This window comes from Pseudonocardia sp. 2-7 (assembly GCF_056341085.1).
This window is the reverse complement of record NZ_CP094507.1, coordinates 1,802,437-1,827,412: the sequence shown is the minus strand read 5'-3', so window position 1 is coordinate 1,827,412 and position 24,976 is coordinate 1,802,437. Positions and strand designations below refer to the sequence as shown.

Sequence of the window (24,976 nt, the reverse complement as noted above, 5' to 3'; positions counted from 1 at the left end):
TTGCCAACCTGATGGACGAGCAGGTCAGCTGGCGTGCGGCGTGGCGTGACCTCGAAAGGGTGAAGCTCCTGGTAGACGGGCGATTGCCTAGATCAATCCGCCTGACCAGGAGCTTCAGAGTGTTGTCTTACCCGTCCGGGATGACCGTGTCCAGCCGCGCGCTCGGCCTGCTCGCCGACGCGCTGCGCGCGCACCGCAACCAGCGGGCTACACGCTGGCGCAAGCTCTCCGCCGGCCGCCAGGCCCTGCTGGTGGTGGCCTATCTGCGCAAGGGCGAGACCTATGCCGACCTGGCCTGCGGGTTCGAGATCGGCACGTCAACGGTCTACCGCTACGTGCGCGAAGCGCTCGCCCTGCTCGCGGCGATGGCCCCGACGCTGGAGCAGGCGATCGAGGTCGCCTCACGCAAGGCGTTCGTGATCGTCGACGGCAGCCTGCTGCGGATCGACCGGGTCGGCATGGCGTCCGGCCGAGACCGCCCCTACTACAGCGGCAAGCACAAGGCCCACGGGCTGAACGTGCAGGTCATCGCCGACCCGGTCGGCAGGCTGGTGTGGATCTCCCCGCCGCTGCCTGGCGCGCGGCACGACATGGGAGCCGCCCGCGACCACGGGATCATCGAGGCGCTGACCGCGCATGAGATCCCCGCGGTCGCCGACACCGCCTACCAAGGCGCCGGTCCGATGGTGGCCGTGCCGCAGCGGCGTCGGCGCATCGACCCGGACACCGGGCGCTACCGGCGCCTGTCGCGCAACCAGAGGGAGGTCAACGCCGCACACGCCCGCCGACGCGGGCCGGGTGAGCGGGTCAACGCCGAGCTGAAGAACTGGAAGGTTCTGCGCAAGATCAGATCCTGCCCGACCCGGGCCGCCGAGCTCGTCGCCGCAGTTCAGACCCTCATGATCGCCAACGGATGATCAGGTTGGCAAAGGCTCACTGGCAACGGGTAGCGGGAGGTAAGCGGTGGCGTCCGGCGGGCCGAATCAGCTCACGTCGCGCGAGGGTAGACGCTGCCCACGATGTGCATACACCGACATCGCGCAGATCACGATCGTCGGCGTGGCCATGACTACGAATCCTGCTGCCGTGAGCCACCACCACCAGCGGGCCAGCTCGGGAAGGGCGACCGCCGCCCAGACGAGTGCGCAGGCGAAAACGATCCACACGAACGCCACGACGAGCATGCCGACGGCGCCGCGCATCGTCTGGGTCCAGTACCAGTGCGGCCCCGGTGGCGGGTACTCATCGAGCGGTCGACCCACCCTGTCCAGCTCCACCCCGCAGCCTCGGCAGGTCCAGCCGCCAGCGAGAGCCTGCCGGAACGACGTGGGGCGTCGGACAAGCGGCATCGACGCGGCACATCGTGGACATGGGCCGAGCCATAGGGAGGACCGGAGCTTCACCTGTCCCATCATCTCCGGATCCGCTTTCAAGGCCACTGGGGCGCCTGGTCGTGGACCCGTTCTGGCTGGTCGGGCGTACGTGGCTGTCCGGTGGTGTCTCGCCGTTCTCCGGTGGGTTGCGGTCACGGTTGTGGTCAAAGGACGACGGACCGCAGCTCGATGCGAGACGGAGGTGCCACGCTCTTGCGCATGGCGTACCTACAGCTCACCGCGCTCGTCGTTAACGACTACGACGAGGCGATCAGCTTCTTCGTGGACACGCTGGGCTTCGACCTCGTCGAGGACTCAGCAGCGCACACCAACGACGGCCGCCCCAAGCGATGGGTTGTCGTCCGGCCAGCGGGCGCAGAGACCGGGATCCTGCTCGCTCGGGCCGACGGAGAACGTCAAGTCGCGGCAGTCGGTGATCAGCACGCTGGACGGGTCGGGTTCTTCCTGTGGGATGACGACTTCGAGAATCGGTACGCACGCATGCGAGCGGCTGGGGTTGAGTTCCTTACGGAGCCACGAACAGAGGCTTACGGTCGGGTCGTCGTCTTCCGCGATATCTCCGGGAACCGCTGGGACCTGCTTGGGCCCGCCGACTCCGGGTGAGCTACAGCGCTCCGCGGAGTCGGCCGCGGTCTGCGAAGTCCGGCCCGTAGCTCATGAGGTATTCGGCCATTATCGAGCACTCGTTGTGGTCAGTCGCCACGCTGGGCCCTTCCCCGATAGAGGCCGGCTTGGGCGTGGTCCGTGGGGCGTCCAGGGGCGCCGCAGGCGCTCGCGCAGCGACGGTTCTGTGTGGGGTAGGGGCCCCGCGCAGGTTCGCCCTGGATGCCGCGCGGACCACGTACGACCGTTTCCGGCATCGGGGGCGGGCTGTCCCTTCCTCGGTGCGCTAGCTCTGATCTTCGCCTTGCTCGAATTGGACTTGCTCGACCAGCACGGGGTAGATCTCAACGGCCTCTGGCCTGTCGAGGGGCAAGTACGTTGTCGTCCAGGGGGTCGGGCACGGTCCGTTGTGCTCCGGGTCAGGACACAAGAGGAGTCCGATCTCGTCGACCAGATTCCTCGCTTGCGCCTCCGTGCAGTACACGCCGACCTTGAGTTCGAAGTAGGCCTTGCGGTCGGTGTTCGGCCGGGACGCGCTCTTCTCCATGTCCCGGATGTTGGCACCGCGGATCGAGGCGGTCCTCAGGGATCTTCCGGACCTCGGTGGGGTGACGGGCACCGAGACCCTCAGGGCTGGGCCGAGCGGAGCCGACGCCATTCAGAGCGCTTCGCCGTCGAGGAGGGGCTCGAACGTGCGGTAGGAGGTCAAGTCCCGGAAGTGGCGGCTGTATAGGTCGGCGGGCAAAGTGTCGGGCTCGGCCAGGGCGACTGCTACGTCGACGACCTCCACCAGTCGATCCCTGATTTCCTCCCCCGCCTCATTGCTGTAGGAGATCTGGGCGTCGCGCCCGTGTCGCTCTGCCCGATCACGCGCCTCACGCAGTGACGGCGCTCGCAGCGTGACGATGTCCTCGCGGTAGAGCGGCCGGTAGTCCGGCGCAGATGACGACGACTCGAACAGGAGGATGGCGACGAACAGCGTCTCGGTGGCCATGTCCGCATCGTCGTCCCGTTCCGACCGGCTCACCTCCGGTGGAAACCCTGAGATGCATCCGGGCCCGACTCAGTCTCGTTGCCGCACCTTCGGCCGTTCCGGGGTGCGGTCTTCTCGCGTTTCGAGCTGGTCGACAGTGGCGGGCGTGCGCGCGCCGGTCGCCGGGCCGGAGGCAGGAGGCGAACCGGCAGCGACGCCGCCCGTCCGGCCCGTCAGGGCCGGCTTGAAGACGTAAAGAAAGTCCTCACCGACCGGAAGCCGAACGATCGGTCGGCTAGGTGGCCAGGGTATCGCCATCGACGCAAACCGCTCGAAAGGCGGCCGATAGAGGTCGCTGCTACTACTCGGCGAGCAGCGGAATCAAGTCACCGAACAGTTCCGGCGAAAGAGCGACTGTGCTAGTGGATTCCAGCGAATGCTGCTCGCCGAACCGGTCGACGACCAAAGCACCGGCCTCACGGGCGATCAGCGTCCCGGCCGCTGTGTCCCACGGCTTGTTCGCAAGGATGACAGTCGCGTCGATCTTCCCGTGAGCGACCCATGCGAGGTCGGTGGCTGCCGACCCGACCATGCGGATCCGCTCAACCCGTTCGGCCAGTCGGGCGGTGATGGCCAGTCGGTCGACGTTCTTCTCGGTCGCGGACTCGCCCACGGCGTAGTCCCCGAGCGACACCATCGCGTCCTGTAGAGACGCGGTGGCCCGGGAGCGGATGAGGTCGCCGTTGCAGCGTGCTCCGCCGTGTTGCATGGCTGCGTAGTGCAGGTCGACCACCGGCAGGCTGATGAGTCCGACGACGGGCTGTCCCTCCTCGACCAGCGCCAGAGACACGGCGTAGAGCGGTACCCCGCGAACGAAGTTGGCCGTGCCGTCGACCGGGTCGAGGACCCACAGGGTCTCGCGGTCGTCGGTCTCGCCGTTCTCCTCGCCAAGGAACCCGATGTCGGGGGTCTCGCGGGCGAGGAAGGCACGGAGCTCGTTCTCCACGGCGTAGTCGACCTCGCTCGCGACGTCCCGGTCACTCTTGATCGTCACCCTGCCCGGGTCCCGCGACGCGATGAGGTCCAGGGCGACTTTCATCGCGGCCTGCCCGATTCCGAGAAGGTCAGCCGCGGTCGTCACTGCGATTCCGCCCGGTCCCAGAGTGAGTCGAACACACCATTGAAGATACCGTAGAGGCCGGCCTCGCCGTCGGCAGCTCGGTCGGCAATGAACGTCGGTGCATCCAAACCGCGAGCATCGGGAAGATACGGCTGCACGACACACGTTCGATCACTCACGATTGTGATGTTGAATCGAATGGTTTCGTCGTATGTCCTGATGCATAGCCGTTCCGCGGATTCCGTCGACAGTTTCCGGCGGAGCCGCTGGGCGACCTCGATGTTCAGTTCGGTGAGCATCGACAGGTGGCCGGCGGTGAGCCCCTCCTCGTCCTCGCGGGCGGTGATCGCGTTCCCGCGCGGGCGCAGGAACAGGAGCCGCACATCGCATCCGGCGTCGAGCAGGGCGCCGAGGGCACGGTCGCCGTACTGCTGGCAGAGCATGTTCAGGGAGAGCCCGGCGGACCGAATGGAGGTCGCGCCGTCGAACAGGACCGCGGGTGGCAGCTCGTGGGTGAACTCGGTCCGGCTGGTGAACACCGCCGACAAGTCGGCGAGCCGCGCCGGGCGCGCGGAGACCTGGGGCAGCTCGGCCGCGGTGCGTGGCTCGCTGTCGGCAGGCCGTAGACGCGGCTGCGGCGGCGCGCCGTCGATCCATGCCTGGAACAGCTCGTCGGCGGTCCAGCCGGGGAGCATCGCTTCGAGGACCCGGCAGTGTCCGGGGTGTGGCAGACGGGTCATCTGCCCGGCGAGCCAGCGGTAGAACGTCGCCTTGCTCGGCCCGCTGCCGATCAGCTCCTTGTCGAGCTTGCTCGCGGCCCGGTCGTAGGCACGCAGGAACAGTCGATGTTCCTGTAGGTGCTGCTGCTTGAGCAGGTTCTTGAGCACGGTCTCCGTCGTCGCCATGGGACCCCCTCCGTGGCCGTGACCAGCAGTCTAGACCACGTGAGACAAAAATGAGACTCATTCGGGAGAACGTGGGTCGAGGTGGTCCACGCACGGGACAGAGATGACTGTTCTCGCAGGTCAGCCTGGTTTCAGTCGCTCCCGAAGGGTTCGGGACACGAGCGGCTGAGTCCCAGGAGGACCGTCATGGCGACGATCAAGGTCGACACCACCGGTACCCGCTACACCGTGGGCGCGGCTCCGCGTCCGAAGAACGACATGGACGGCCGTCAGCGCACCGACCGCCAGACCGGGACGCCGCTGTTCACCACGCAGCTGGTCAAGGTCGACGCCGAGGGCGCGGAGATCCTCACGATCACGACTCCGGGTGCTCCGCAGGTGGAGCAGGGCGCGGAGGTCCGGCCGGTGGGGTTGATCGCGATCCCGTGGCAGCAGGGCCAGCGGGCCGGTGTGGCGTTCAAGGCCGACCGGATCGAGCCCGCGCACGCGCAGGCGTCCAAGGCGTCCTGACCCGCTCGGTCGGAGGTGCGGGTCGGGGCGCTTCTTCCCCGGCGTCCCGCCCCGCGCCCCGGCGTCCGTTGCTCTCGCCCGTCTGCGCTCGGAAGGCCCTGATCATGGCTCGCGCCGCTGCTCCGTCCCGCTCATTCGGACTCGGAAAGTCCCGTGTGGACTCGTTCGAGATCATCTCCGCCCCGCCCCGAAACCCGGCCGTCCGGGTCCTGGCGCTGCTGCTGCGCCTGCGCGCCGAGCTGGCCGTCGCCGTGGTCCTGCTGACCGCCTGGGTGTGGCTGGGTCCTGACCATGTCCGCGACGCCGCCGGCCGCTGGGTCGCGGTTCCCGACAGCGGCTGGGACACCACCACCCGCACCGCGGTGTTCGTCGGCGTCGCCCTGGTGGTGGCCGGGCTGCCCTGGACGCGGCGATCCCTGTTCCACCGCGCCCAGGCCGTCCTGACCCGCCACCGGGTCCGGCAGACGCTGCTGGAGTGCCGGGTCCTCAACTCACGGTCCCGGGCCTGCCCGCTCACCGTGTGGGCCCGTCCGACCCGGGTCGGGGAAGTCGTGTGGGTCGTTCTGCGCGCCGGGATCTCCCCGTCCGCCGTCGCCGAGCAGGTTGAGGAGCTGGCGTCGGCGTGCTTCGCCCGCGAGGCCCGTGTCATCCCGTGGCCGCGGCTTTCGACCATCGTGCGGGTCGAGATCATCCGCCGCGACCCGCTGGCGCCGAACCTGATCCGCTCGGACCTGTTCCGCTACGCCTCCGGCGACATCCACGACCCGGGCTGGCCCGCTTACGACGGCCCCGACTCGCCGGTCCCGGCCCCGCGCCGTGAGCCGTCCCGCCCGGCCCTGCCCGCGGCGCCTCAGCCGGCGTTCGACGGCCCGTCCGACGGCGGGCGTGGTGGGGACTGGTCGGACTATGTCTGAGCCGAGCAACCCTCCGACCCTGCCGCTGCCTCTGGCCGAGACCGAGGCGTCTGACCGCCTCGTCCGGCCGCTGCTGGTCCTGGCCCGCTGGGCCGAGGAGTTCACCGCCCGCCGCCGGGCCCGTCGCACCGACGCCGGTCCGTCGATCTGGGAGCCGATCCACCTCGGCACCGACGAGAACGGACGCCCCGTCCGGGTCCCGCTGATCTACCGCAACATGCTCCTGGCCGGTGAGCCCGGCGCCGGGAAGTCGGTGGGGCTGAACAACATCGTCGCCCACGCCGCCCTCGCGACCGACTGCCGCCTGTGGCTGTTCGACGGCAAGATCGTCGAACTCGGTCTGTGGCGTTCCTGCGCGGACCGGTTCGTCGCCAATAGCCTCGACGACGCCATTGGCGCTCTGCTGGACCTGCAGTCGGAGATGGATCAGCGCTACGCCGTCCTCGACGACGAGCGCCGCCGCAAGATCGCCCCCGCCGACGGCGTCCCGCCGATCATGGTCGTCCTCGACGAACTGGCCTACTTCTCCGCCACCGTCGGGACCAAGCGCGAGCAGGAAGCCTTCTCGGTCCTGGTCCGTGATCTCGTGGCCCGGGGCCGCGCCGCCGGGATCATCGTCGTCGCAGCCACGCAGCGCCCGTCCTCGGACATCATCCCGACGAGCCTGCGGGACCTGTTCGGCTACCGGTGGGCGTTCCGATGCACCACCGACACCAGCTCGGACATCGTGCTCGGACACGGCTGGGCAGCCCGCGGCCACTCCGCGGCCTCGGTGGCTCCGGAGACCAAGGGCATCGGGTTCCTGCTCGCCGAGGGCGGCATCCCGCGCCGGATCAAGGCCGCGCACCTGTCCGACGAGCAGGTCTACGCCCTGGCCGACCGCGCCGCCATGCGACGGCTCGCCCACGGCCAGGACCTCGACGACACCACCAGTGGTGCCGCATGACTGCCCGCCCGACGACCGCCGAGCTGGTCCACGCCGGGCTGCACCGCGCCGGCGAGACCCGCCGTGTCGCCATCGCCCGCTACCAGCGGGGCGCGATCACCCCGGTGCAGTGGCGCACCGCCCTCGCCCACTCCCACGCTCGGGAGGCCCGGTGGTGGGGAGTCCTCGCCCGCGTCGCGGTACAGGACCACTCGGTTCCCCTGATCTACATCGCAGCCGTCGCCGCTGCCCAGGGCGCCGCGCTGAACGACGCCGCACACTGGGCCGACTCCGCCCGCGACCACGCCCGCACCACCACGCCGGCTCGGGTGGCGTGATGAGCACCGGCCACGGCTCGGCGACCGTCGACAGCCTCGCGGCCCGACGGCTCACGCGCCTGGCCGGACAGACCCCCGCCGCCGAGCTGGTCGCTGCTGCCGGACGACGTGAGGATTTCGCCGGCTGGCTGCGCCACGTCACCCCCGCCGCCGGATGCGCCCACCCCATCCGACTGTCCGGAACCGTGTTCCGCGTCGAACAGGCCACCGGCCGCATCACCTCCGAGCGGCACACCGCCGAGATGCCCGACGGGCTGATCTACAGCGCCTGCGGCAACCGCCGAGCGTCCGTCTGCCCCTCGTGTGCCGAGACCTACCGCGCCGACACCTTCCAGCTCGTCACCGCCGGACTGGTCGGAGGCAAAGGCACCCCGGCCAGCGTCGCTGCGCACCCGTGCGTGTTCCTGACCGTCACCGCCCCGTCGTTCGGACCGGTCCACGCCCACCGCAGCGACCGGAAAGGCCGGCTACTTCCGTGCCGCCCCCGTCGAGACGACACGAGCTGCGAGCACGGGACCGGGCACGCCTGCTGGGAGCGCCATGCCGCCGACGACCCGCGCGTGGGCCAGCCGCTGTGTCTGGACTGCTACGACCACCCGCACCAGGCGGTGTGGAACCTGCACGTCGGCGAGCTGTGGCGCCGCACGATGATCGCTGCCACCCGCAACCTGCGGCAGCTCGAGAAGCTCACCGACGCCAAACTGCGGCTGTCCTACACCAAGGTCGCCGAGTTCCAGGCCCGAGGCGCGGTCCACCTGCACGCCCTGGTCCGGCTCGACGGCCGCGACCCCGACCCGGCCCTGTCGCACCTGACCCTGTCGCCGCCGCCCGGGATCTCCGCCGCCCAGGTCGCCCTGCTGCTCCGGGGAGCGGTCACCGAGACCGCGTTCACCACCGCTCCGCACCCGGCCCGGCCCCAGGGCTGGCCGATCGCGTGGGGTGAGCAGGTCGACCCGCGCCCGGTGCGGCTCGCCGCCCGCGACCTCGACGACGCCGCGGAGATCACCACGACCGCCGTCGCCGCCTACCTCGCCAAGTACGCCACGAAGGCCACCGAGACCGCCGGGCACCTCTCGACCCGGCTGCGGCCGGACACCGTGCGCTCCTACACCGACCACGCCACTCACTCCGGCCGTCAGATCGACGCTTGCTGGCGCCTCGGTCAGCGGCCCGGTGGCTGGGACCCCGAGGAGTGGGCGGCGTCCTGGGGACGGCTGTGGCGGTGGGCGCACATGCTCGGGTTCGCCGGCCACTTCTCCACCCGCTCGCGGCGCTACTCCACGACGTTGACCGCGTTGCGGCAGGCACGGCGGGACTGGCAACGCGACCACGCCAACCCCCGCCCCGCGGCCGACGACGTCGAGCGCCTGGACGACGGCGAGGACACCACCGAGGTCGTCATCTCCGCGCTGCACTTCGCCGGGATCGGCTGGCACACCACCGCCGACGCCCTGCTGGCGAACACCGCGGCTGCCCAGGCTCGGGCCAGGAGGCGCACCGCACGCGAGGAACTGACCAGCACTGCCGGATGAGGAGCAGCGATGAGCGACACGACACGAGGACTGATCGAGAGCGACAAGGTGATCACGATGGATCGCACCGCAGGACGGTTGTGGGGTGTGCAGGACGTCTCGGCGTACCTGGGCGTCCCCGTCATGACGATCTACCACTGGCGCCGAACCGGGTACGGCCCGAAGGGCACGCGGGTCGGCCGGTACGTCCGCTACCGCCCCGAGGACGTGCGGGCATGGTTCGACCGGCAGTGCAGGGAGGCCGGCTGATGCCCCGCCCTCCCCTGCCGATCGGCACCTACGGGGCGATCCACACGACCACCCTGACGAACGGTGAGGTCCGGGCGTCGACCCGGTTCCGGGACCTCGACGGCGTCACGCGGAAGGTCGAGCGCACCGGACCGAGCGCGACGGCGGCGAAGAACCGGCTCCGCGAGCATCTGCGCGACCGGGCCCAGCAGGGGCCCCGCGAGGGTCTCAACGGTGACTCCCGGCTCCGGGAGGCAGCCGAGCTCTGGATGAGCCGGGTCGAGCAGCTCGTCACGCTCGGGCAGCGCTCGCCGAACACGGCCCAGCTCTACCGGATCACGCTGGACTCACACGTCCTGCCCGCGCTCGGCGAGCTGCGTCTACGCGAGGTGACCGTTCCGCGCCTCGACCACGTCATCCAGACCATGCAGCTCCACAAGGGGACCGCCACGGCCAAGGTGTCCCGGACTGTGCTGTCCGGGCTGCTCGGGCTGGCGGTGCGCTACGGCGCGATCCCGAGCAACCCGGCCCGCGACGTCGGGCGGATCACCGGGGCTGCGCGTCGGGCGCCCCGCGCACTCACTGTCGAGGAGCGCCAGAGCTGGGTTCGGCGCCTGGCCGCCGACCCGGCCGCACGGCGGAAGGATCTTCCCGACCTGTGCGAGTTCATGCTCGCCACCGGTGTCCGGATCGGCGAGGCTCTGGCGGTGACGTGGGACGACGTCGACCTGTCCGCGCGCCTGGTCATCATCGAACACACGATCATCCGGAGCAAGGGGGTCGGCCTGGTCCGGAAGACGACCAAGACCGAATCCGGCGAGCGGACCTTGCGGCTCCCACGTTTCGCGGTCGCCATGCTGCGCCGGCGGAAGCTCGAATCCGGTGCCAACGGGCCGTTGTTCCCGGACTCGCGAGGCGGATGGCGCGACCCGTCGAACGCCTCGCGGGATCTGCGGAACGCCCGCGGTTCGGACGAATTCGCGTGGGTCACGAGCCACGTGTTTCGAAAGAGCGCCGCCACGTGGATGGAGCAGGCCGGACTCTCGGCTCGCGACGTCGCCGATCAGCTCGGGCACGCCCGGGTGTCGATGACGCAGGACGTCTACTTCGGCCGGCAGATTCTCGGTGAGGGCGCCGCCGACGCCCTGGACGACGTCTACCGGGCCGCCCGTGAGGACGACCCGGAAGATGACGGTGGTGACGCCCCGGTCGGTGTTTCCGCCGGGTAAGCGCCGGGTGGGAGCCGCAGGTTCTCTGATCACAAGTGATCTACCTGTGGAAAGTGCTCCTCCGATTGGACTCGAACCAATAACCGCCCGATTAACAGTCGGGTGCTCTGCCATTGAGCTACGGAGGACCGTTCATGCCGTTCCGGGTGGTGTTCCCGGCGACGAGAAGAACTCTACAACACCCCCGACAGCCCTCTCGCAACCCCCCGTTCGGCCGCTGTTCCCGCAGGTCGGAGCCCCATCCGGGTGGCGGTCGGACAACGGCCGCGGGCCGGGTACGGTCGCGGTCGGAGGTGAGGGGAATGGTCAAATTCCTCGTGGGTGTCGCCGTCGGGTACGTCCTCGGCACCAGAGCCGGTCACGAGCGCTACGAACAGCTCGTCCGTGCCTATCACCGGGCGGCGGACCACCCCGCGGTGCAGGGCGCCGCGGGCGTCGCGCGGGCGGGTGTCGAGGGTGCGCTCGACAAGGTGCGCGGCGGCCCGAGCACCGGGCACTGAGGGCTCGCCCCGTCCCGTGCCCCGTCCCCGGGTCACGGGACGGGCGGGTCAGCGTGTGCGGGCCACCGCGAAGACGCGGCGGAACGGGAACCAGGTGCCGCCGTCGGCGCTCGGCGGGTAGGCCGCCCGCAGCCGGGGCGCGAGCTCGCGGACGAACGCGTCGTAGGCGTCGTCGTCGAGGGCGTCGCGGACCGGGCGCAGGGCGGTGCCGGAGATCCAGCGCAGGACCGCGTCGTCGCCGTCGAGCCGCTGCAGGTAGGTCGTCTCCCAGGCGTCGACGTCGGCGCCCGCGGCGGCCAGGATGTCGGCGTAGCCGAGCGGGTCGAGCACGGTCTCGGTGCCGCGGAGCAGAATCCGGTCCCGCCACTGCGGGAGCGTCGCCACCTCGCGGGTCAGCACGTGGGACGGGGCGTCGAAGTTGCCGGGGACCTGCACCGCGATCCACGCGCCGGGCGCGAGCGAGGCCACCCAGCGGCGCAGCACGTCGGGGTGCTCCGGCACCCACTGCAGCACCGCGTTGGTCACGAGCACCCCGGTGTCGCGGGGCGGGGTCCAGTCGCGCACGTCGACCTGCGTGGCGTCGACGCCGGCGGCGCGGGCCGCGGCGACCATGTCCGGGGAGGAGTCGAACGCCTCGACCGTCGCCGTCGGCCACCGCCGGGCGAGCAGCCCGGTCAGGTGGCCGGGGCCGCAGCCGGCGTCGACGACCCGGGTCAGCGCGGGGTCGGGCTCCCCGACCCGGGCCAGCAGGTCCAGGAACGGGCGCGAGCGGTGGTCGTCGAAGGCGCGGTAGAGCTCCGGGTCCCAGCTGGTCGTGGTCACGGTTCCTCCGGGAGTCGTGCGGCGATGCCCTCCGCCAGCCTCCGGGCGGCGACCGGATCGGTGCCTGGGTCGGGCCGGACCTGCAGCACCAGCCCGTCGCGGCCGGGGACCCGGCGCTGCAGCACCCAGACCCCTCCCCCGGGCAGCTCACGGCGGTTGCGGGTGCGGATGGACTGGGTGACCCGCTCCTGCACGGCCTGCGGCACCTTCCCCGGTTCGACGAGGCGGAACCGCAGCGGGCGCCCGTCGGTGAGCAGCTCGGTGCCGGGGGCGATCTGCTCGGCCGAGGTCGGCGTCACGACCAGGCTGACCTTGTCCCAGGTGGCCTTCGCGATCTCGTGCCAGCCCAGCCGCTCCCCACCGGGCGGCCAGATCCCCCACGAGGTGACCACGAGCATCCCGTCCGGGGCCTGCGCGGTGGCGACGACGGCCTCGGAGTCGGCGAGGGCGTCGGCGACCGCGTCGGGCACCGGCTCGCGGCCGAGCAGCCGCGCCCAGAAGCCCGTCACGACGCGACCCCGGACGCCTGCTCGCGCAGCTGGATCTTGTACTGCTCCAGCGGGACGAGCACGCCGAACAGGTCCATGTACTCGTCGTGGTCGGTCTCGGCGTTGGTGCGCTGCAGCTGCGACTTGAGGTCGGCGATCTCGCGCTCGACCAGGCCGAGCCGAACCCCGGCGAGGACGCCGTTGACGTAGCGGACCTCGTCGGTGTTGCGCTTGGGGAGCTCCAGGTTCTCCACGGCCAGCTCGCTGACCAGGCGCTTCACGTCGTCGCCCGCACCCTCGGCGACGACGGCGTCGAGCCAGTCCGACCCGTCCAGCCCGGCGCACACCCCGCCCGCGGCCATGATCGCCCGGTGCACCGCGGCCAGCTGCGGGTGGGTGAACCCGGCCTCGGGCAGCTCGTCGAAGCCGGGCCCGACGACGCCGGGGATCTGCAGGGCCGCCTTGAGCGCCTCGCGCTGCAGGTGCAGCTGGGTGTCGTCACGTCTCGGGGCGGGCAGCGGGGCGCGACGCCGGGAGCGGCCCCCCTCGGGCTGCACCCCGGCGCTCTCGCGCACCCGTCGCACGACGACGGCGATGTCGTCCCAGCCGACCCAGCCGGCCAGCCGCCGCGCGTACTCGTCGCGCAGGTCCTCCCGCTTGATCTGCGCGACCAGGGGGACGGTCCGCTGCAGCGCCGCGACCCGGCCCTCGGCGCTGGCGAGGTCGTGGCTGCGCAGCTCGGTGCGGATGGCGAACTCGAACAGCGGCTCGCGCCGGGCGACGAGGTCCTTCACGGCGGCATCGCCGTGGTTGTTGCGCAGGTCGCAGGGGTCCTGGCCGTCCGGGGCGACGGCGACGAAGGTCTGCGCGGCGAAGTTCTGGTCGCCCTCGAACGCCTTCATCGCGGCGCTCTGCCCGGCCGCGTCGCCGTCGAAGGTGTAGATGACCTCCCCGCGGTCGAAGGAGTCGTCGCCGATCAGCCGGCGGATGACCGAGACGTGCTCGGTGCCGAACGCCGTCCCACAGGACGCGACCGCCGTGGTCACCCCGGCCAGGTGCATCGCCATGACGTCGGTGTAGCCCTCGACGACGACCACCTGCCGGGTCTTCGCGATCTCCCGCTTGGCCTGGTCGAGGCCGAACAGCACGTGGGTCTTGCGGTAGACCGGCGTCTCGGAGGTGTTGAGGTACTTGGCCTCGATGCCGTCGTCGTCGAACAGCCGGCGCGCGCCGAAGCCGACGACGTCGCCGCCCAGGTCGCGGATCGGCCACAGCAGACGCCGGTGGAACCGGTCGATCGCGCCGCGCCTGCCCTCCTTGGAGATGCCGGCCTTGATCAGCTCGTCGAGCGCGAACCCCTGGGACAGCAGGTGCTTGGTGACGGTGTCCCAGCCGGCCGGGGCGTAGCCGCAGCCGAACTTCTCGGCGGCGGCAGCGTCGAAGCCGCGGTCGGCGAGGAACTGCACGCCCGCGCGGCCCGCGGGGGTGGCGAGCTGCTCGGCGTAGAACGCCTGGGCCTTTTTGTTGATCTCCAGCAGGCGGCTGCGGGTGCCGCGGTCGCGCTGCACCGAGGACCCGCCGCCCTCGTAGGTCAGCCGGACCCCGCACCGCTCGGCGAGCCGCTCGACGGCCTCGGGGAACCCGATGACCTCCATCTTCATGACGAAGTCGATGACGCTGCCGTGCTCGCCGCAGCCGAAGCAGTGGAACGTGCCGTGCGAGGGGCGGACGGTGAACGACGGGGACTTCTCGTCGTGGAACGGGCACAGGCCCTTCAGCGAGCCCGCCCCGGCGCGGCGGAGGGCCACGTACTCCTCGACGATCTCCTCGACCCGCGTGCGGTTGCGGACCTCGGTGATGTCGGCGTCCCGGATCCGTCCTGCCACGCGGGCCAGTCTAGGCGCCTGTGGCCCGGCGCCCCGGTCCGCCCGCCGCCGGTGCGACGGTGTGTCCGTCGGGCCGACCGGACGGGGCGGCGACGGCCGTGTCGGCGACCACCCGGCGGCCGCGCAGGCCGGGCACCCGGCCCAGCCCGACGAACATGCCGACCAGGGCGATGCCCAGGCCCAGCAGCGCCTGCACGGTGAGCGGCTCGCCGAGCACGGGCACGGCGACCAGCGCCGTCGTCGCCGGGACCAGGTTGAGCAGCGACGACACGAATACCGTCGAGCGGCGTCGCAGCAGCACGAACATCAGCACGAAGGCGCCCGCCGAGTTCACGACTCCCAGGAAGGCCACGGCCGCCCAGCCCGACGGCGCGCGGGGCAGCCAGTCCGCACCGAGGAACGGCCAGGCGGCCAGGGTCGCGACCAGCGAGGTCGCCATCTGGACCACGACGCTGGTCACCACGGGCGTGCTGTCGTTGAACCGCTTCTGGTAGAGCGTGCCTGCCGCCAGCGACAGCACGCCCAGCACCGGAAAGACGAGGTTGCCGCCGAGACCGGCGCCGAGGTCGTCGGCCAGCACGACGTAGACGCCGGTGGCGCCGATCAGCAGGCCCAGCACCGGTCCGACGCCCAGACGGGCGGCCAGCAGCAACGGGGTCAGGAGCCCGACCAGCAGCGGCGCCATCCCGAGGATGAGGCTCGAGAGCCCGGCGGGGACGCCCGAGGCGAGCCCGCTGTAGACGAAGGTGAACTGCCCGACCTGCAGCAGCAACGCGGTGACCGCCAGGTGCAGCCAGGCCCGGCCGTGCGGCAGGCCCGGTCGCAGCACCGCGACCGCGGCGAGCATCACGACCAGCGCGATCACGAACCGCCAGAACAGGACCGCGGGCACGTCGGTCGACCCGGTCGCGATCTTGCCCGCGATGAAGCCGGACGCCCACAGCGGGACGAAGAGCACGGCCAGCACCGGGACGAGCCAACGCGAGGAGGTCACGCCCTCACTCCATCGCAGTGCTAACGATCGGGGCAAGCCGGGGCGGCGGGAGCCTCACCCGAGGTCCGGTCAGGCCGCGACGACGGCCGGCGGCTCCAGCTCGGCGAGCGCCGAGGCCAGGTCCGGGTGGTTGCTCATCCCGTGCAGGACCGCCCGGGCGCCCGGCACCATGCGCGGCGCGACGCGTGCGGCGCCGATCAGCCGGACGTCCAGGCCACGGTTCCGCGCCATGTGCCGCAGGTGGTGCAGCGCCCGCGCCCCGCGCGCGGTGACCCCGGTGCCCAGGTCGACGAGGACGTGCCGCGCCGGCACCCAGCCGGCGCCGGCGACGGCGAGGTGCGCGTCGACCTGGCGCAACAGCGACGCGCCCGCCGCCGCATCCAGCTCGCCCTCCACGCGGACGCGGAGGACGTCCTCCCGGGGACGGTCGGTGCGGACCCTGCTCTCGTTCATCACGCTCTCCTCCCGGATCGTCGTCTCACTCATATCTCTAGCGCACAGGTAAGATTTTCGCCATCGGGTGGCTACACTCGGGGTCGACGGAGGATCGGCCCGGGCGCCCAGGAGTGCGCCGCGGACCGCGAGGGAGGACCGACCATGGCACTGGACCGACTCGACGACCCCGACTACCCGACCGTCGCGATGGGCCAGGCCGCGCACCTGCTGGAGGTCGAGCCCGCCTTCCTGCGCAGCCTGGACAGCGCGGGCGTGGTGAATCCGCACCGCTCCGCGGGCGGGCACCGCCGCTACTCGCGCAACCAGCTGGAGCAGGCCGCCCGCCTGCGCACCCTGCTGGACGAGGGGCACCCGCTGGGGTCGGCGTCGTGGATCGACCGGCTGCGCGGGGAGCTCGCCGACAGCGAGGACCGCCTCGGCGCCGCGCACCGCGAGATCGAGCGCCTGCGCACGGAGCTCGCGCAGCTGCAGACCGAGCTCGGCGCCGACGCCCGCCCGAACCCCTTGACAACAGAAAATCTCTAGCTATAACTGGAGATATCCGGAGCTCCTCTCCGGAGTACCGACCCGACGAAGGACGACGAGGAGTCAGCCGACCGGTCGCGAACCGGCACGGCTGGAAGGGAGTGGTTCACGATGCTGCTGCGTACCGACCCGTTCCGGGCCCTGGACCGGCTCGCCGCGCAGGCGTTCGAGTCCGGCGGCACCTGGTCGCGCCCGGCGGCGATGCCGATGGACGCCTGGCGTCACGGTGACGAGTTCGTCGTGGAGTTCGACCTGCCCGGCATCGACCCGGACGCCGTCGAACTCTCCGTCGAGCGCAGCACCCTGACGGTCAAGGCGGAACGCCGGCCCACCCACACCGGGACCACCGACCAGGTCGAGTGGGTCGCCTCCGAGCGGGCCTACGGCGTGTTCGCCCGTCAGCTGCTCCTCGGCGACAACCTCGACACGTCCGCCATCCACGCGTCGTACGACGCCGGGGTGCTGCGCATCCGCATCCCCGTCGCCGAGGCGGCCAAGCCGCGGACGATCGCCGTGGAGTCCGGGCACGACTCCGACCGGCCGGCGATCAACGCCTGACCCCGCCGCCGGGCCCGGCCGTGTGCCGGGCCCGGCGGCGGGCCGGCCGGCCGGCGACGCCGTCGCGACGAGCACGCGTAGCCCGGGCGTGCCCCCCTCCCACCCCGGCCGTGGTGGACAACAGGTCGATGAGCGTGATCACGCCCCCGCGGTCCGCCCCGACCCTGTGAACGGACTGGGAGCCTCCTGGCAAGCTACTTCACCCTGAGTGACGAACACGCGGCGTGTTGGCGCGGTTCCGGCGCGCGCGTTCGCGACCATCTACGGCGTGCGTGTACGAGGTGTGCGGGTCGCCGGGCTTCTGGCGACGATGATGGTCATGGCCGGGTGCGGATCCCCCGGGTCGTTCGTGGACGTGCTGGACGCGGCGCTCGACACCGGCGCCGTCGACGTCGGTGTGGTCGCCCCGGTGACACCCGGGACCGTGGAGGGCGCGGCCGCGGGCAGCGCGTCGACGACGCTGAAGACGCTGGCGGTGAAGGGCCGGGCGCCGAAGACCGGCTACACCCGCGAGCAGTTCGGACGCCGCTGGACCGACATCGACCGCGACGGCTGTGACCAGCGCAACCAGATCCTCGCCCGGGACATGGACCGCGAGACGTTCAAGGCGGGCACCCACGACTGCGTCGTGCTCACCGGGTCGCTGCGCGACTCCTACACCGGCACCACCATCTCCTTCACCCGCGGTCAGGGCACCAGCGAGAAGGTGCAGATCGACCACGTCGTCGCGCTGTCCGACGCCTGGCAGAAGGGCGCCCAGCAGCTCGACGCGACCACCCGGGAGAAGATCGGGAACGACCCGCTGAACCTGATCGCGGTCGACGGCCCGACCAACGGCCGCAAGGGCGACGGCGACGCCGCGACCTGGCTCCCGCCGGACAACCGCTACCGCTGCGCCTATGTCGCGCGGCAGGTCGCGGTGAAGAAGAAGTACAAGCTGTGGGTGACCGGCGCCGAGCGCGACGCGATCGACAGGGTCCTCGGGACCTGCCCGACCCGAGCCGTCACCAGCGAGGCCGACGCGGCGAAGCCCGCGATCACCCTGCGCTGACCTCTGCCGGCCCTGCCGTCCGACCGGACGGCGGGGCCGTCGGCGTCCCGGGGCCGGTGTGGTCTCAGGGTCGGCAGAGCGTGCGGTGCCAGGCGTGCGCCTGCGGGTCGGTCAGCGTCGCGACCTGGTCGATCACGACGCGCAGCCGCGCCCGGTCGTCGGGGGCGGCCGTCCAGTCCTCCGCGCGGGCCGGGTCCAGGGCGTCGGGCCCCCGGGCGCACAACGCCGCGACGAGGTCGTGCAGCAGGTCGCGCTGACGGGACTGCATCTCCAGCCGCCGCGGGTCGCTCATCACGTAGCGGGTGGCCAGCGCCTTGAGCACCACGACCTCCGCCGCCGCGACGACCGGGACCACCAGGTCGGCGCGGTGCCGGGCCAGCGGTGCGTCGCCGTAGGTGTCCAGGGTCGCGTCGGTGGCGGCCAGCGCGAACCGGCCCACCAGCTCGGAGGTCATCCGCTTCATCGCGACCAGGTCGTCGCCCGCGGCGGTGGCGGCGTCGAACCCGCGGACCGCGCGGACCACCGGCAGCGCGTCGAGCCGGGCGGCGGCCTCGGCGCAGGCGCCCTCGTCCTCGCCGAAGCGCAGCGACGCCTCCACCGCGAGCGCCGCGCGCTCGGCGGGCGAGGACAGCACGGCCAGGTCCATGCGGCCGGCGTGCACCGCGTCCTCGACGTCGTGCACCGAGTAGGCCACGTCGTCGGCCCAGTCCATGACCTGGGCCTCCATGCTCCGCACCCCCGGCCGGGCCCCGGCGCGCAGCCACTCCAGGGCGGGCAGGTCGTCGGCGTAGGCGCCGAACTTGCGCTCCGCGCCGCGGCGCGCCCACGGGTATTTGGTGGCGGCGTCCAGCGTCGCCCGGGTCAGGTTGAGCCCACCGGGGACGAGACCGTCGCCGGAGCGGGCCTTCGGCTCCAGGCGGGTCAGGATGCGCAGGGTCTGGGCGTTGCCCTCGAACCCGCCGCACTCCGCACCCGCGACGTCGAGCGCCCGCTCGCCGTTGTGCCCGAACGGCGGGTGGCCGATGTCGTGGGCGAGCCCGGCGGCGTCGACGACGTCCGGGTCGAGCCCCAGCTCCTCGGCGACGCCGCGGCCGATCTGGGCGACCTCCAGCGAGTGCGTCAGCCGGGTCCGCGGGATGCCGCTGACCTCGGCGCCCTCCCCCGGCCCGACCACCTGGGTCTTGCCCGCGAGCCGGCGCAGCGCCGCGCAGTGCAGCACCCGGGCCCGGTCCCGGGAGTAGGGGCTGCGCCGCTCGACGCGGCCGCGCTCCCCCAGCCCGGACCCCTTCGGGGCCTCGGGGTGGCGGCGCTCGGCGTCGGCGGCGGTGTAACCCGGATCGGCCGGGGCGTGCTGGACGCTCATCCCAGACCGCTGCTCGCGGTGTCGACCGAGGCGTGCGTCAGCTCGTAGAACAACAGGGCACCGGTCTCGCGGTAGATGTAGCGCAGCTGCGTCTCACGGGTCTGCACGATCGGGCCGCTGCGGGTCGGGGAGGTGTAGGCCTTCAGCCCGGCGTCGCGGGCCATGGTGCGGGCCCGCAGGCTGTGCCACGGGTCGGACACCAGCAGCGCCGAGGACCAGCCCTGCTGCCGCGCGGTCGCCGCGACCGCCTGCAGGCTGCCGAGCGTGTCCGCGCCCTCGGGCACGGCCTCGACCGCCGAGGACGGCACGCCCTGCTCGATCAGCCAGTCCCGGCTGGCCTCGGCCTCGGTGTAGCGGTCCCCCGTCCGCCCGCCGCCGACGGTGACGATCCGCGGGGCCACGCCGTCGCGCCACAGCTGTTCGGCGTGCTTGAGACGGTTGGCCAGCACCGCGCTGGGCTCGCCGTTGTACTGGGCGGCGCCGAGCACGACGACCGCGTCACTGGGGCGCTGGTCGTCCACCCGGGCGACCTGCCAGACCCGCAGCGCGGTCACCCCGACCACCGCGACGAGCATGACCAGCCCGCCGACGAGCAGCCGCGCGCCCCAGGTCATGCCGGTCCGCACCGGGCGGCGCACGGTGCGCCGGTCCGGACCGGGCTCCGGCGGTGCGCCGCCGAGCCCGCGCCGCGACGACGTGCCGGTCATCCGCCGATCCGACCGGCGGAGGAGGCGAGCGCCGACGCCGAGCGCCCGGCGCGCAGCGCCACGACCTGGGCGACGATCGACACCGCGGTCTCGGCCGGGGTGCGGGCACCGAGGTCGAGACCGACCGGCCCGTGGACCGCGGCCAGGGCGTCCTCGGTGACCCCGGCGGCGAGCAGCCGCTCGCGGCGCGCGGCCTGGGTGCGCCGCGACCCGAGCGCCCCGAGGAACCCGCGGCCGTGGGCGAGGCCGTCGAGCAGGGCCGCGTCGAAGGCCGGGTCGTGGTCGAGCAGCACCAGCACGTCGGCCTCGGTGAAGGCGGCGACCGCGGCGCGCGCGTCGTCGACGGTGGTGACGGTGCGGGCGCTCCAGCCGAGCAGGCCCGCCTGGGCGTGCAGGGCAGCCCCGAGCGCACCCTCCCCGACGACCAGCACCGACGGGACCGGCACCAGCAGGTCGACCAGGACCGCGGTGCCGTCGACGTCGAGCCGCTCGGTGGCCGTGGCCCCGCGGCGCAGCAGGGCGCGGGCCTGCTCGGCCGCCGCGGCGGTGACCCCGCCGAGGTCACCGGTCGACTCCTCCAGGCCGGGCCCGGTGAGCACGAGGGCCGCGCCGGTGTCCACGACCGACAGCAGCGCGGCGGGCCGACCGGCCTCCAGCGCCTCCCCCAGCGCGGCGGCGGGAGCGGCGGGCAGCGGGTGGGCGAGCAGCGTCGCCCCGCCGGCGCAGGCGAGCCCGGCCGCGACCGCGGAGGACTCCCCGACGTGCGCCTCGCGCACCGTGGCCGTCCCGGACGCCGCCTCGGCGGCGAGCGGGTGCGCGGAGTCGTCGAGGGCGCCGAGGTAGAGCAGGCCGCCGACCTCGCCGTCGGTGGTGCCCGCGACCAGCTGGCCGGACTCGACGGAGCCGAACCCGTGCCGGTCGAGCACCCGGACGACGCCGATCCCCGGGCCGCCGGTCACCGCCCAGCGGCGCAGGGCCGCGCCCAGGTCACGACGGGGGTCGGCCGGTGGCCGTGCCGCGGAGGAAGTCGCCGAGGTGCTCACGGTCGCCAGGGTAGCGACGGGGCCTGACGGTGAGCTGAGAACGGGCCACCGCGCGCCGCTCACGAGGACCGTGTCCGGGGTCAGGCCCGTACCGACCGTCGCGCCGGCCCGATCTCGTCGGCGACGTCGGACAGTGCCGACAGCACGGTGGCGGCCGCGACCACCACCCACACCAGGACCAGTACCGCGAACAGCACCACCGCCGCCCCGACGACCGGGGGCAGCGCCGTCCGCGCGGCGAGCGCGTTCGTGCCGGTCACCAGGGTGCCGAACGGGAACGTCACCGCCCACCAGGAGGCGCTGAAGGGCATCCCCCGGCGCAGGGCGTGGCCGATCAGCACCGCCGACAGCACCGTCCAGCCGACCGCGAAGCCCCAGGCGGGCGCGCCGTAGAGCAGTCCCGCACCGATCGCGACGCCGGCGAACGGCTCGGTCAGCAGGCCCTGCGCCTGTCCCGCGAGCAGGTTCGCCGCCGTCACCGACTGCCCGAAGGGCCCCAGCACGATGACGACGGTCGGGGTGTCGGCCAGGGCGAGCCCGGCCGTGCCGAGCCGGGCCAGCACCCGTGGCAGCAGGGCCAGCGCCGACACCACGCCCAGCCCGAACAGGGCCACGCAGACCAGCAGCATCGTCGACGCCGCAGCCGGGCCCGGGGTGTGTCCGATCAGCAGCGCGCCGTCGGCGGCGGCGACCATCGGCCCGACCACCGGCATGATCCAGGCGGGCGCCGGGTCGGTGGCCGATCCGGGCCTGCTGATCCAGCGGAACGGCACCCACACCGCGACGACCAGCACCACCACGGTGCCCGACGACCACAACGTCCAGCTCAGTGCGGCCGCGGCCGGCTCGCCGAACAGGCCGGGACCGAGCTCGACCGCCCCCGCGCCGACGGTGAGCATCCCGAGGCCGGGTGCACCGAGGAACGGCAGGTCCGACGGGTCGGGGCGGTCACCACGCCGTCGTCGCGCCGCCCCGGCCCGCACGACCAGCACGCCCAGCGCCACCAGCAACGCCGCCGCGAGCAGCCACAGCACGGTCCCCACGAGGCGCAGGCCCGGCACCGGCACCGGGAACGAGGTGGTCGCGACCGCGACGATCCCGGTCCCCATCACCGTCCCGAACCAGGGCGGACCGGCCTGTTCCAGGCGAGACGTGATCACGGACGGGGATGACCCGCTCCCGCGTTGCACCAAACACCGGTACCGCCGTTCGGGCTATCACAGGGTGACCACCGCGACGGCTGCGTTCCGGAACCGTACGATTCCGGCACGCGTTGTACGCGTCGAACACCCATCAGACCGCGAGTCAGGAGTCATGGACCCCACCTGCAGTCCGCGCGCCGACCGTCCCCGTGACGGCCGGCGACCCCGCATCGTCCTCGTCCCCGCCCACGCCGTGCACATCCCGGCCGGGCCCGAGACCCGGGCGGTGACCTCCCGGTGATCGGCACGATCCTCGGCATCCTCCTGGGCATCCTGGTGGTCCTCGCGATCACCGCCCTGACCGGCTACTTCGTGGCCCAGGAGTTCGGCTACATGGCCGTCGACCGCTCCCGGCTCAAGGCCCGTGCGGCCGAGGGCGACACCGGAGCGTCCCGAGCCCTCGACATCACCCGTCGCACCTCGTTCATGCTGTCGGGCGCCCAGCTCGGCATCACCGTCACCGGTCTGCTGGTCGGTTACGTCGCCGAGCCGCTGATCGGTAACGGCATCGGTGAGCTGCTGGGCCTGGTCGACGTCCCGCTCGGCGTCGGTGTCGCGATCGGCACCGTGATCGCGCTGCTGTTCGCCACCGTCGTCCAGATGGTGTTCGGCGAGCTGTTCCCGAAGAACCTGGCGATCGCCCGGCCGGAGCCGGTGGCCCGCTGGCTGGCGCTGTCCACCAAGACCTACCTGGCGCTGTTCGGGTGGATCATCCGGATCTTCGACGCGGCTTCCAACCTGCTGCTGCGCGCGCTGCGGATCGAGCCGGTGCACGACGTCGAGCACTCGGCCACCCCGCGCGACCTCGAGGCGATCATCGACGACTCGAAGGACTCGGGTGACCTCAACCCGGAGCTCGCGGTGCTGCTGGACCGCGCCGTCGACTTCGGCGACCGCACCGCGCGGGCCGCGATGATCCCGCGGCCGCGGGTGTCGTGGGTCCGCGCCGACGCGACCGTCGAGAGCCTGGTCGGCCAGATGGCCGTCCAGCACTCGCGGTACCCGGTGCTCGGGCCGCCCGCCGAGGCGACGGACACCGAGAACGCGCTGGAGCTGGTGGGCGTGGTCTGCCTGAAGGACGTGCTGGCCCTCGCCGACCGCGACGACCGGCCGTTCGACCAGGTGCTGGTGTCGGACCTGATGCGGGCCCCGGTGCTGGTGCCCTCGTCCCTGCCGCTGCCGCAGGTGCTGGCCCAGCTGCGTGCCGACGACGAGGAGCTCGCCTGCGTGCTCGACGAGTACGGCGGCCTCGCCGGTGTCATCACCGTCGAGGACGTCGCCGAGGAGCTCGTCGGTGAGATCACCGACGAGCACGACCAGGCCGGGACGGACCAGGCACTGCGGTCCGACGACGGCTGGGTCGTGCCGGGTGACCGGCACGTCGACGAGGTCGGCAGGTTGATCGACGCCGAGCTGCCCGAGGGCGACTACCAGACCGTCGGCGGTCTGGTGATGGCCGAGCTGCAGCGGCTGCCGGACGCCGGCGACGCGGTCGTCGTGACGATCCCGGCCGAGAGCCCGGACGACGAGGACCGCGCCCTGCGCCTGGTGGTGCAGGAGGTCGACCGGCGGGTCCCGTCGGCGGTCCGCCTGGAGTGGACCGGACCGGTGATCGCCGGTTCCGAGCAGGACAGCGACGAGCGGGAGGTGCGGGCATGAGTGCTTTCCAGATCATCGCGACCATCGTCCTGATCGGGGCGAGCGCCTTCTTCGTCGCGATCGAGTTCGCCCTGATCGCGGCTCGCAACTACCGGCTGGAGGAGGCCGCACAGACCTCGGCCGCCGCCCGGGCCGCCCTGCGCAGCTCCAAGGACATCTCCGTGCTGCTCGCCGGGTCCCAGCTCGGCATCACGCTCTGTGTGCTGGGACTGGGCGCCATCAGCAAGCCGGCCGTGGACTACGCGCTGCGCCCGGTCCTGGAGGGCTGGGGCATCCCCGCCGGGGTCGCCGGGGTGGCGTCGTTCGTCATCTCGCTGATCGTGGTGACGTTCCTGCACCTGGTCGTCGGGGAGATGGCGCCGAAGTCCTGGGCGATCTCGCACCCGGAGCGCTCGGCGATCATGCTGGCGATCCCGATGCGCGGGTTCATGGTGGTGGCCCGGCCGGTGCTGCTCCTGCTCAACGGTGCCGCCAACCGCTGCCTGCGGCTGTGCGGGGTCCAGCCGGTGGACGAGATGGCCTCGGGCCGCAACGCCGACGACCTGCGCCAGCTGGTCGACCACTCGGCGAAGACCGGCACCCTGGACCAGGGGCGCCGTGACCAGCTGGTCACGGCGCTGGAGCTGGAGCGGACCCCGCTCGGCGAGCTCGCGCGGGAGCCCTCCGGGGTCGCCGCGGACGACGACGTCGCCGCCATCCAGGCGACCTGTCGCCGGACCGGTCACCTCCGGCTGGTCGTCCGCGACGGCGACACCCCGATCGGGTACGTGCACGTCCGCGACACCCTGACGCGGGCCCCGGGGACCCGGGCCCGGGACCTGATGCGCCCGGTGCTCACCCTGTCGGCGGACACGCAGTACCACACTGCGGTGAACACGATGCGTGAGCAGCGTGCGCACCTGGCGCTGGTGGAGTCCGACGACCGCCCGGTCGGCATCGTCACCCTCTCCGACCTGGTGGAACGGCTCCTCCCCGAGCCGGTGTAGGAGCGACCCCGGACCGGGTACCCGAGCTGCGCCCGGTCCGGGGCGGTCCTACTCTGGGTCGCCTC

General features: G+C 72.5%; 29 protein-coding genes and 1 tRNA gene. 15 read left to right on the top strand and 15 right to left on the bottom strand.

The features are described from left to right. The first annotated feature begins 119 nt into the window (after window positions 1-119). Window positions 120-917 (top strand): transposase family protein, encoded by a 798-nt coding sequence (locus MTO91_RS09165; RefSeq protein ID WP_476654817.1) that lies wholly within the window; start codon window positions 120-122, stop codon window positions 915-917. A gap of 66 nt (window positions 918-983) precedes the next feature. Here the strand turns inward: MTO91_RS09165 and MTO91_RS09160 are convergent, their stop codons facing one another. Then, complete coding sequence (locus MTO91_RS09160) at window positions 984-1,277, bottom strand: hypothetical protein (protein ID WP_476654268.1); 294 nt, start codon at window positions 1,275-1,277, stop codon at window positions 984-986. Window positions 1,278-1,592: 315 nt separating this feature from the next. Between MTO91_RS09160 and MTO91_RS09155 the strand changes: the two genes are divergently transcribed. Further along, window positions 1,593-1,997, top strand: coding sequence for a VOC family protein (locus tag MTO91_RS09155; protein ID WP_476654267.1), 405 nt, complete (start codon window positions 1,593-1,595; stop codon window positions 1,995-1,997). A gap of 286 nt (window positions 1,998-2,283) precedes the next feature. Here the strand turns inward: MTO91_RS09155 and MTO91_RS09150 are convergent, their stop codons facing one another. The 4 genes from MTO91_RS09150 to MTO91_RS09135 form a co-directional block, all read right to left on the bottom strand. Continuing rightward, on the bottom strand, window positions 2,284-2,544 hold the full coding sequence (locus tag MTO91_RS09150) for a hypothetical protein (protein WP_476654266.1): 261 nt from the start codon (window positions 2,542-2,544) through the stop codon (window positions 2,284-2,286). 111 nt (window positions 2,545-2,655) lie between these two features. After that, entirely contained in the window at window positions 2,656-2,991 is a 336-nt protein-coding gene (locus tag MTO91_RS09145) for a DUF4288 domain-containing protein (protein ID WP_476654265.1), read from the bottom strand. 340 nt (window positions 2,992-3,331) lie between these two features. After that, window positions 3,332-4,111 carry an inositol monophosphatase family protein gene (locus MTO91_RS09140; RefSeq protein ID WP_476654264.1) on the bottom strand — a complete coding sequence of 260 codons (780 nt, stop codon included), beginning with the start codon at window positions 4,109-4,111 and terminating at the stop codon, window positions 3,332-3,334. Then, window positions 4,108-4,995 (bottom strand): DUF5919 domain-containing protein, encoded by an 888-nt coding sequence (locus MTO91_RS09135; protein ID WP_476654263.1) that lies wholly within the window; start codon window positions 4,993-4,995, stop codon window positions 4,108-4,110. Before MTO91_RS09135 ends, MTO91_RS09140 begins: the two co-directional genes overlap by 4 nt. Before the next feature lie 186 nt (window positions 4,996-5,181). Here MTO91_RS09135 and MTO91_RS09130 point away from each other — a divergent pair, with 186 nt between their 5' ends. From MTO91_RS09130 to MTO91_RS09100, 7 genes are all read left to right on the top strand, one after another. Continuing rightward, a complete protein-coding gene (locus MTO91_RS09130) occupies window positions 5,182-5,505 on the top strand; it encodes a hypothetical protein (RefSeq protein ID WP_010228114.1) in 324 nt (107 codons plus the stop codon). Window positions 5,506-5,660: 155 nt separating this feature from the next. Continuing rightward, window positions 5,661-6,419: a hypothetical protein gene (locus MTO91_RS09125; protein WP_476654262.1), complete on the top strand. Its 759-nt coding sequence runs from the start codon at window positions 5,661-5,663 to the stop codon at window positions 6,417-6,419. Next, entirely contained in the window at window positions 6,412-7,365 is a 954-nt protein-coding gene (locus MTO91_RS09120; RefSeq protein WP_476654261.1) for an FtsK/SpoIIIE domain-containing protein, read from the top strand. Before MTO91_RS09125 ends, MTO91_RS09120 begins: the two co-directional genes overlap by 8 nt. Next, entirely contained in the window at window positions 7,362-7,682 is a 321-nt protein-coding gene (locus MTO91_RS09115; RefSeq protein WP_476654260.1) for a hypothetical protein, read from the top strand. The genes MTO91_RS09120 and MTO91_RS09115 overlap by 4 nt, the downstream gene beginning before the upstream one ends. Beyond that, entirely contained in the window at window positions 7,682-9,214 is a 1,533-nt protein-coding gene (locus MTO91_RS09110; RefSeq protein ID WP_476654259.1) for a replication initiator, read from the top strand. The genes MTO91_RS09115 and MTO91_RS09110 overlap by 1 nt, the downstream gene beginning before the upstream one ends. Before the next feature lie 9 nt (window positions 9,215-9,223). Next, window positions 9,224-9,463, top strand: coding sequence for a helix-turn-helix transcriptional regulator (locus MTO91_RS09105; RefSeq protein WP_346105285.1), 240 nt, complete (start codon window positions 9,224-9,226; stop codon window positions 9,461-9,463). Continuing rightward, complete coding sequence (locus MTO91_RS09100; protein WP_476654258.1) at window positions 9,463-10,671, top strand: site-specific integrase; 1,209 nt, start codon at window positions 9,463-9,465, stop codon at window positions 10,669-10,671. The genes MTO91_RS09105 and MTO91_RS09100 overlap by 1 nt, the downstream gene beginning before the upstream one ends. Before the next feature lie 56 nt (window positions 10,672-10,727). On the opposite strand, the gene MTO91_RS09095 is transcribed toward MTO91_RS09100, so the two are convergent. Next, a tRNA-Asn gene (locus MTO91_RS09095) sits at window positions 10,728-10,799 on the bottom strand. 174 nt (window positions 10,800-10,973) lie between these two features. Here MTO91_RS09095 and MTO91_RS09090 point away from each other — a divergent pair. Further along, a complete protein-coding gene (locus tag MTO91_RS09090; RefSeq protein WP_405418337.1) occupies window positions 10,974-11,171 on the top strand; it encodes a hypothetical protein in 198 nt (65 codons plus the stop codon). A gap of 48 nt (window positions 11,172-11,219) precedes the next feature. Here the strand turns inward: MTO91_RS09090 and MTO91_RS09085 are convergent, their stop codons facing one another. From MTO91_RS09085 to MTO91_RS09065, 5 genes are all read right to left on the bottom strand, one after another. Beyond that, on the bottom strand, window positions 11,220-11,993 hold the full coding sequence (locus MTO91_RS09085; RefSeq protein ID WP_251784631.1) for a trans-aconitate 2-methyltransferase: 774 nt from the start codon (window positions 11,991-11,993) through the stop codon (window positions 11,220-11,222). Continuing rightward, complete coding sequence (locus MTO91_RS09080) at window positions 11,990-12,502, bottom strand: hypothetical protein (RefSeq protein WP_405418341.1); 513 nt, start codon at window positions 12,500-12,502, stop codon at window positions 11,990-11,992. Before MTO91_RS09080 ends, MTO91_RS09085 begins: the two co-directional genes overlap by 4 nt. After that, window positions 12,499-14,367, bottom strand: a complete 1,869-nt coding sequence (gene dnaG, locus MTO91_RS09075; RefSeq protein ID WP_476654257.1) for a DNA primase — start codon at window positions 14,365-14,367, stop codon at window positions 12,499-12,501. Before dnaG ends, MTO91_RS09080 begins: the two co-directional genes overlap by 4 nt. A 10-nt stretch (window positions 14,368-14,377) precedes the next feature. Continuing rightward, on the bottom strand, window positions 14,378-15,361 hold the full coding sequence (locus tag MTO91_RS09070) for a DMT family transporter (RefSeq protein ID WP_476654256.1): 984 nt from the start codon (window positions 15,359-15,361) through the stop codon (window positions 14,378-14,380). 69 nt (window positions 15,362-15,430) lie between these two features. Further along, complete coding sequence (locus tag MTO91_RS09065) at window positions 15,431-15,814, bottom strand: STAS domain-containing protein (protein ID WP_476654255.1); 384 nt, start codon at window positions 15,812-15,814, stop codon at window positions 15,431-15,433. 144 nt (window positions 15,815-15,958) lie between these two features. Here MTO91_RS09065 and MTO91_RS09060 point away from each other — a divergent pair, with 144 nt between their 5' ends. From MTO91_RS09060 to MTO91_RS09050, 3 genes are all read left to right on the top strand, one after another. After that, window positions 15,959-16,342, top strand: a complete 384-nt coding sequence (locus tag MTO91_RS09060) for a helix-turn-helix domain-containing protein (RefSeq protein WP_208824236.1) — start codon at window positions 15,959-15,961, stop codon at window positions 16,340-16,342. A 111-nt stretch (window positions 16,343-16,453) separates the two neighbouring features. Continuing rightward, window positions 16,454-16,900 (top strand): Hsp20/alpha crystallin family protein, encoded by a 447-nt coding sequence (locus tag MTO91_RS09055; protein WP_208824234.1) that lies wholly within the window; start codon window positions 16,454-16,456, stop codon window positions 16,898-16,900. 268 nt (window positions 16,901-17,168) lie between these two features. Continuing rightward, window positions 17,169-17,951 (top strand): HNH endonuclease family protein, encoded by a 783-nt coding sequence (locus tag MTO91_RS09050; protein ID WP_476654254.1) that lies wholly within the window; start codon window positions 17,169-17,171, stop codon window positions 17,949-17,951. Between the two features lie 64 nt (window positions 17,952-18,015). Here the strand turns inward: MTO91_RS09050 and MTO91_RS09045 are convergent, their stop codons facing one another. The 4 genes from MTO91_RS09045 to MTO91_RS09030 form a co-directional block, all read right to left on the bottom strand. Beyond that, window positions 18,016-19,314 carry a deoxyguanosinetriphosphate triphosphohydrolase gene (locus MTO91_RS09045; protein WP_476654253.1) on the bottom strand — a complete coding sequence of 433 codons (1,299 nt, stop codon included), beginning with the start codon at window positions 19,312-19,314 and terminating at the stop codon, window positions 18,016-18,018. Continuing rightward, on the bottom strand, window positions 19,311-19,928 hold the full coding sequence (locus MTO91_RS09040) for a YdcF family protein (protein WP_062404469.1): 618 nt from the start codon (window positions 19,926-19,928) through the stop codon (window positions 19,311-19,313). The genes MTO91_RS09045 and MTO91_RS09040 overlap by 4 nt, the downstream gene beginning before the upstream one ends. A gap of 89 nt (window positions 19,929-20,017) precedes the next feature. Next, window positions 20,018-21,064 (bottom strand): XdhC family protein, encoded by a 1,047-nt coding sequence (locus tag MTO91_RS09035; RefSeq protein WP_476654252.1) that lies wholly within the window; start codon window positions 21,062-21,064, stop codon window positions 20,018-20,020. A gap of 80 nt (window positions 21,065-21,144) precedes the next feature. Beyond that, window positions 21,145-22,224, bottom strand: a complete 1,080-nt coding sequence (locus MTO91_RS09030) for an SLAC1 family transporter (protein ID WP_476654251.1) — start codon at window positions 22,222-22,224, stop codon at window positions 21,145-21,147. Window positions 22,225-22,503: 279 nt separating this feature from the next. Here MTO91_RS09030 and MTO91_RS09025 point away from each other — a divergent pair, with 279 nt between their 5' ends. Then, window positions 22,504-23,925 (top strand): hemolysin family protein, encoded by a 1,422-nt coding sequence (locus MTO91_RS09025; RefSeq protein WP_405418358.1) that lies wholly within the window; start codon window positions 22,504-22,506, stop codon window positions 23,923-23,925. Further along, window positions 23,922-24,911: a CNNM domain-containing protein gene (locus MTO91_RS09020; RefSeq protein WP_208824226.1), complete on the top strand. Its 990-nt coding sequence runs from the start codon at window positions 23,922-23,924 to the stop codon at window positions 24,909-24,911. The genes MTO91_RS09025 and MTO91_RS09020 overlap by 4 nt, the downstream gene beginning before the upstream one ends. Window positions 24,912-24,976: the final 65 nt, after the last annotated feature.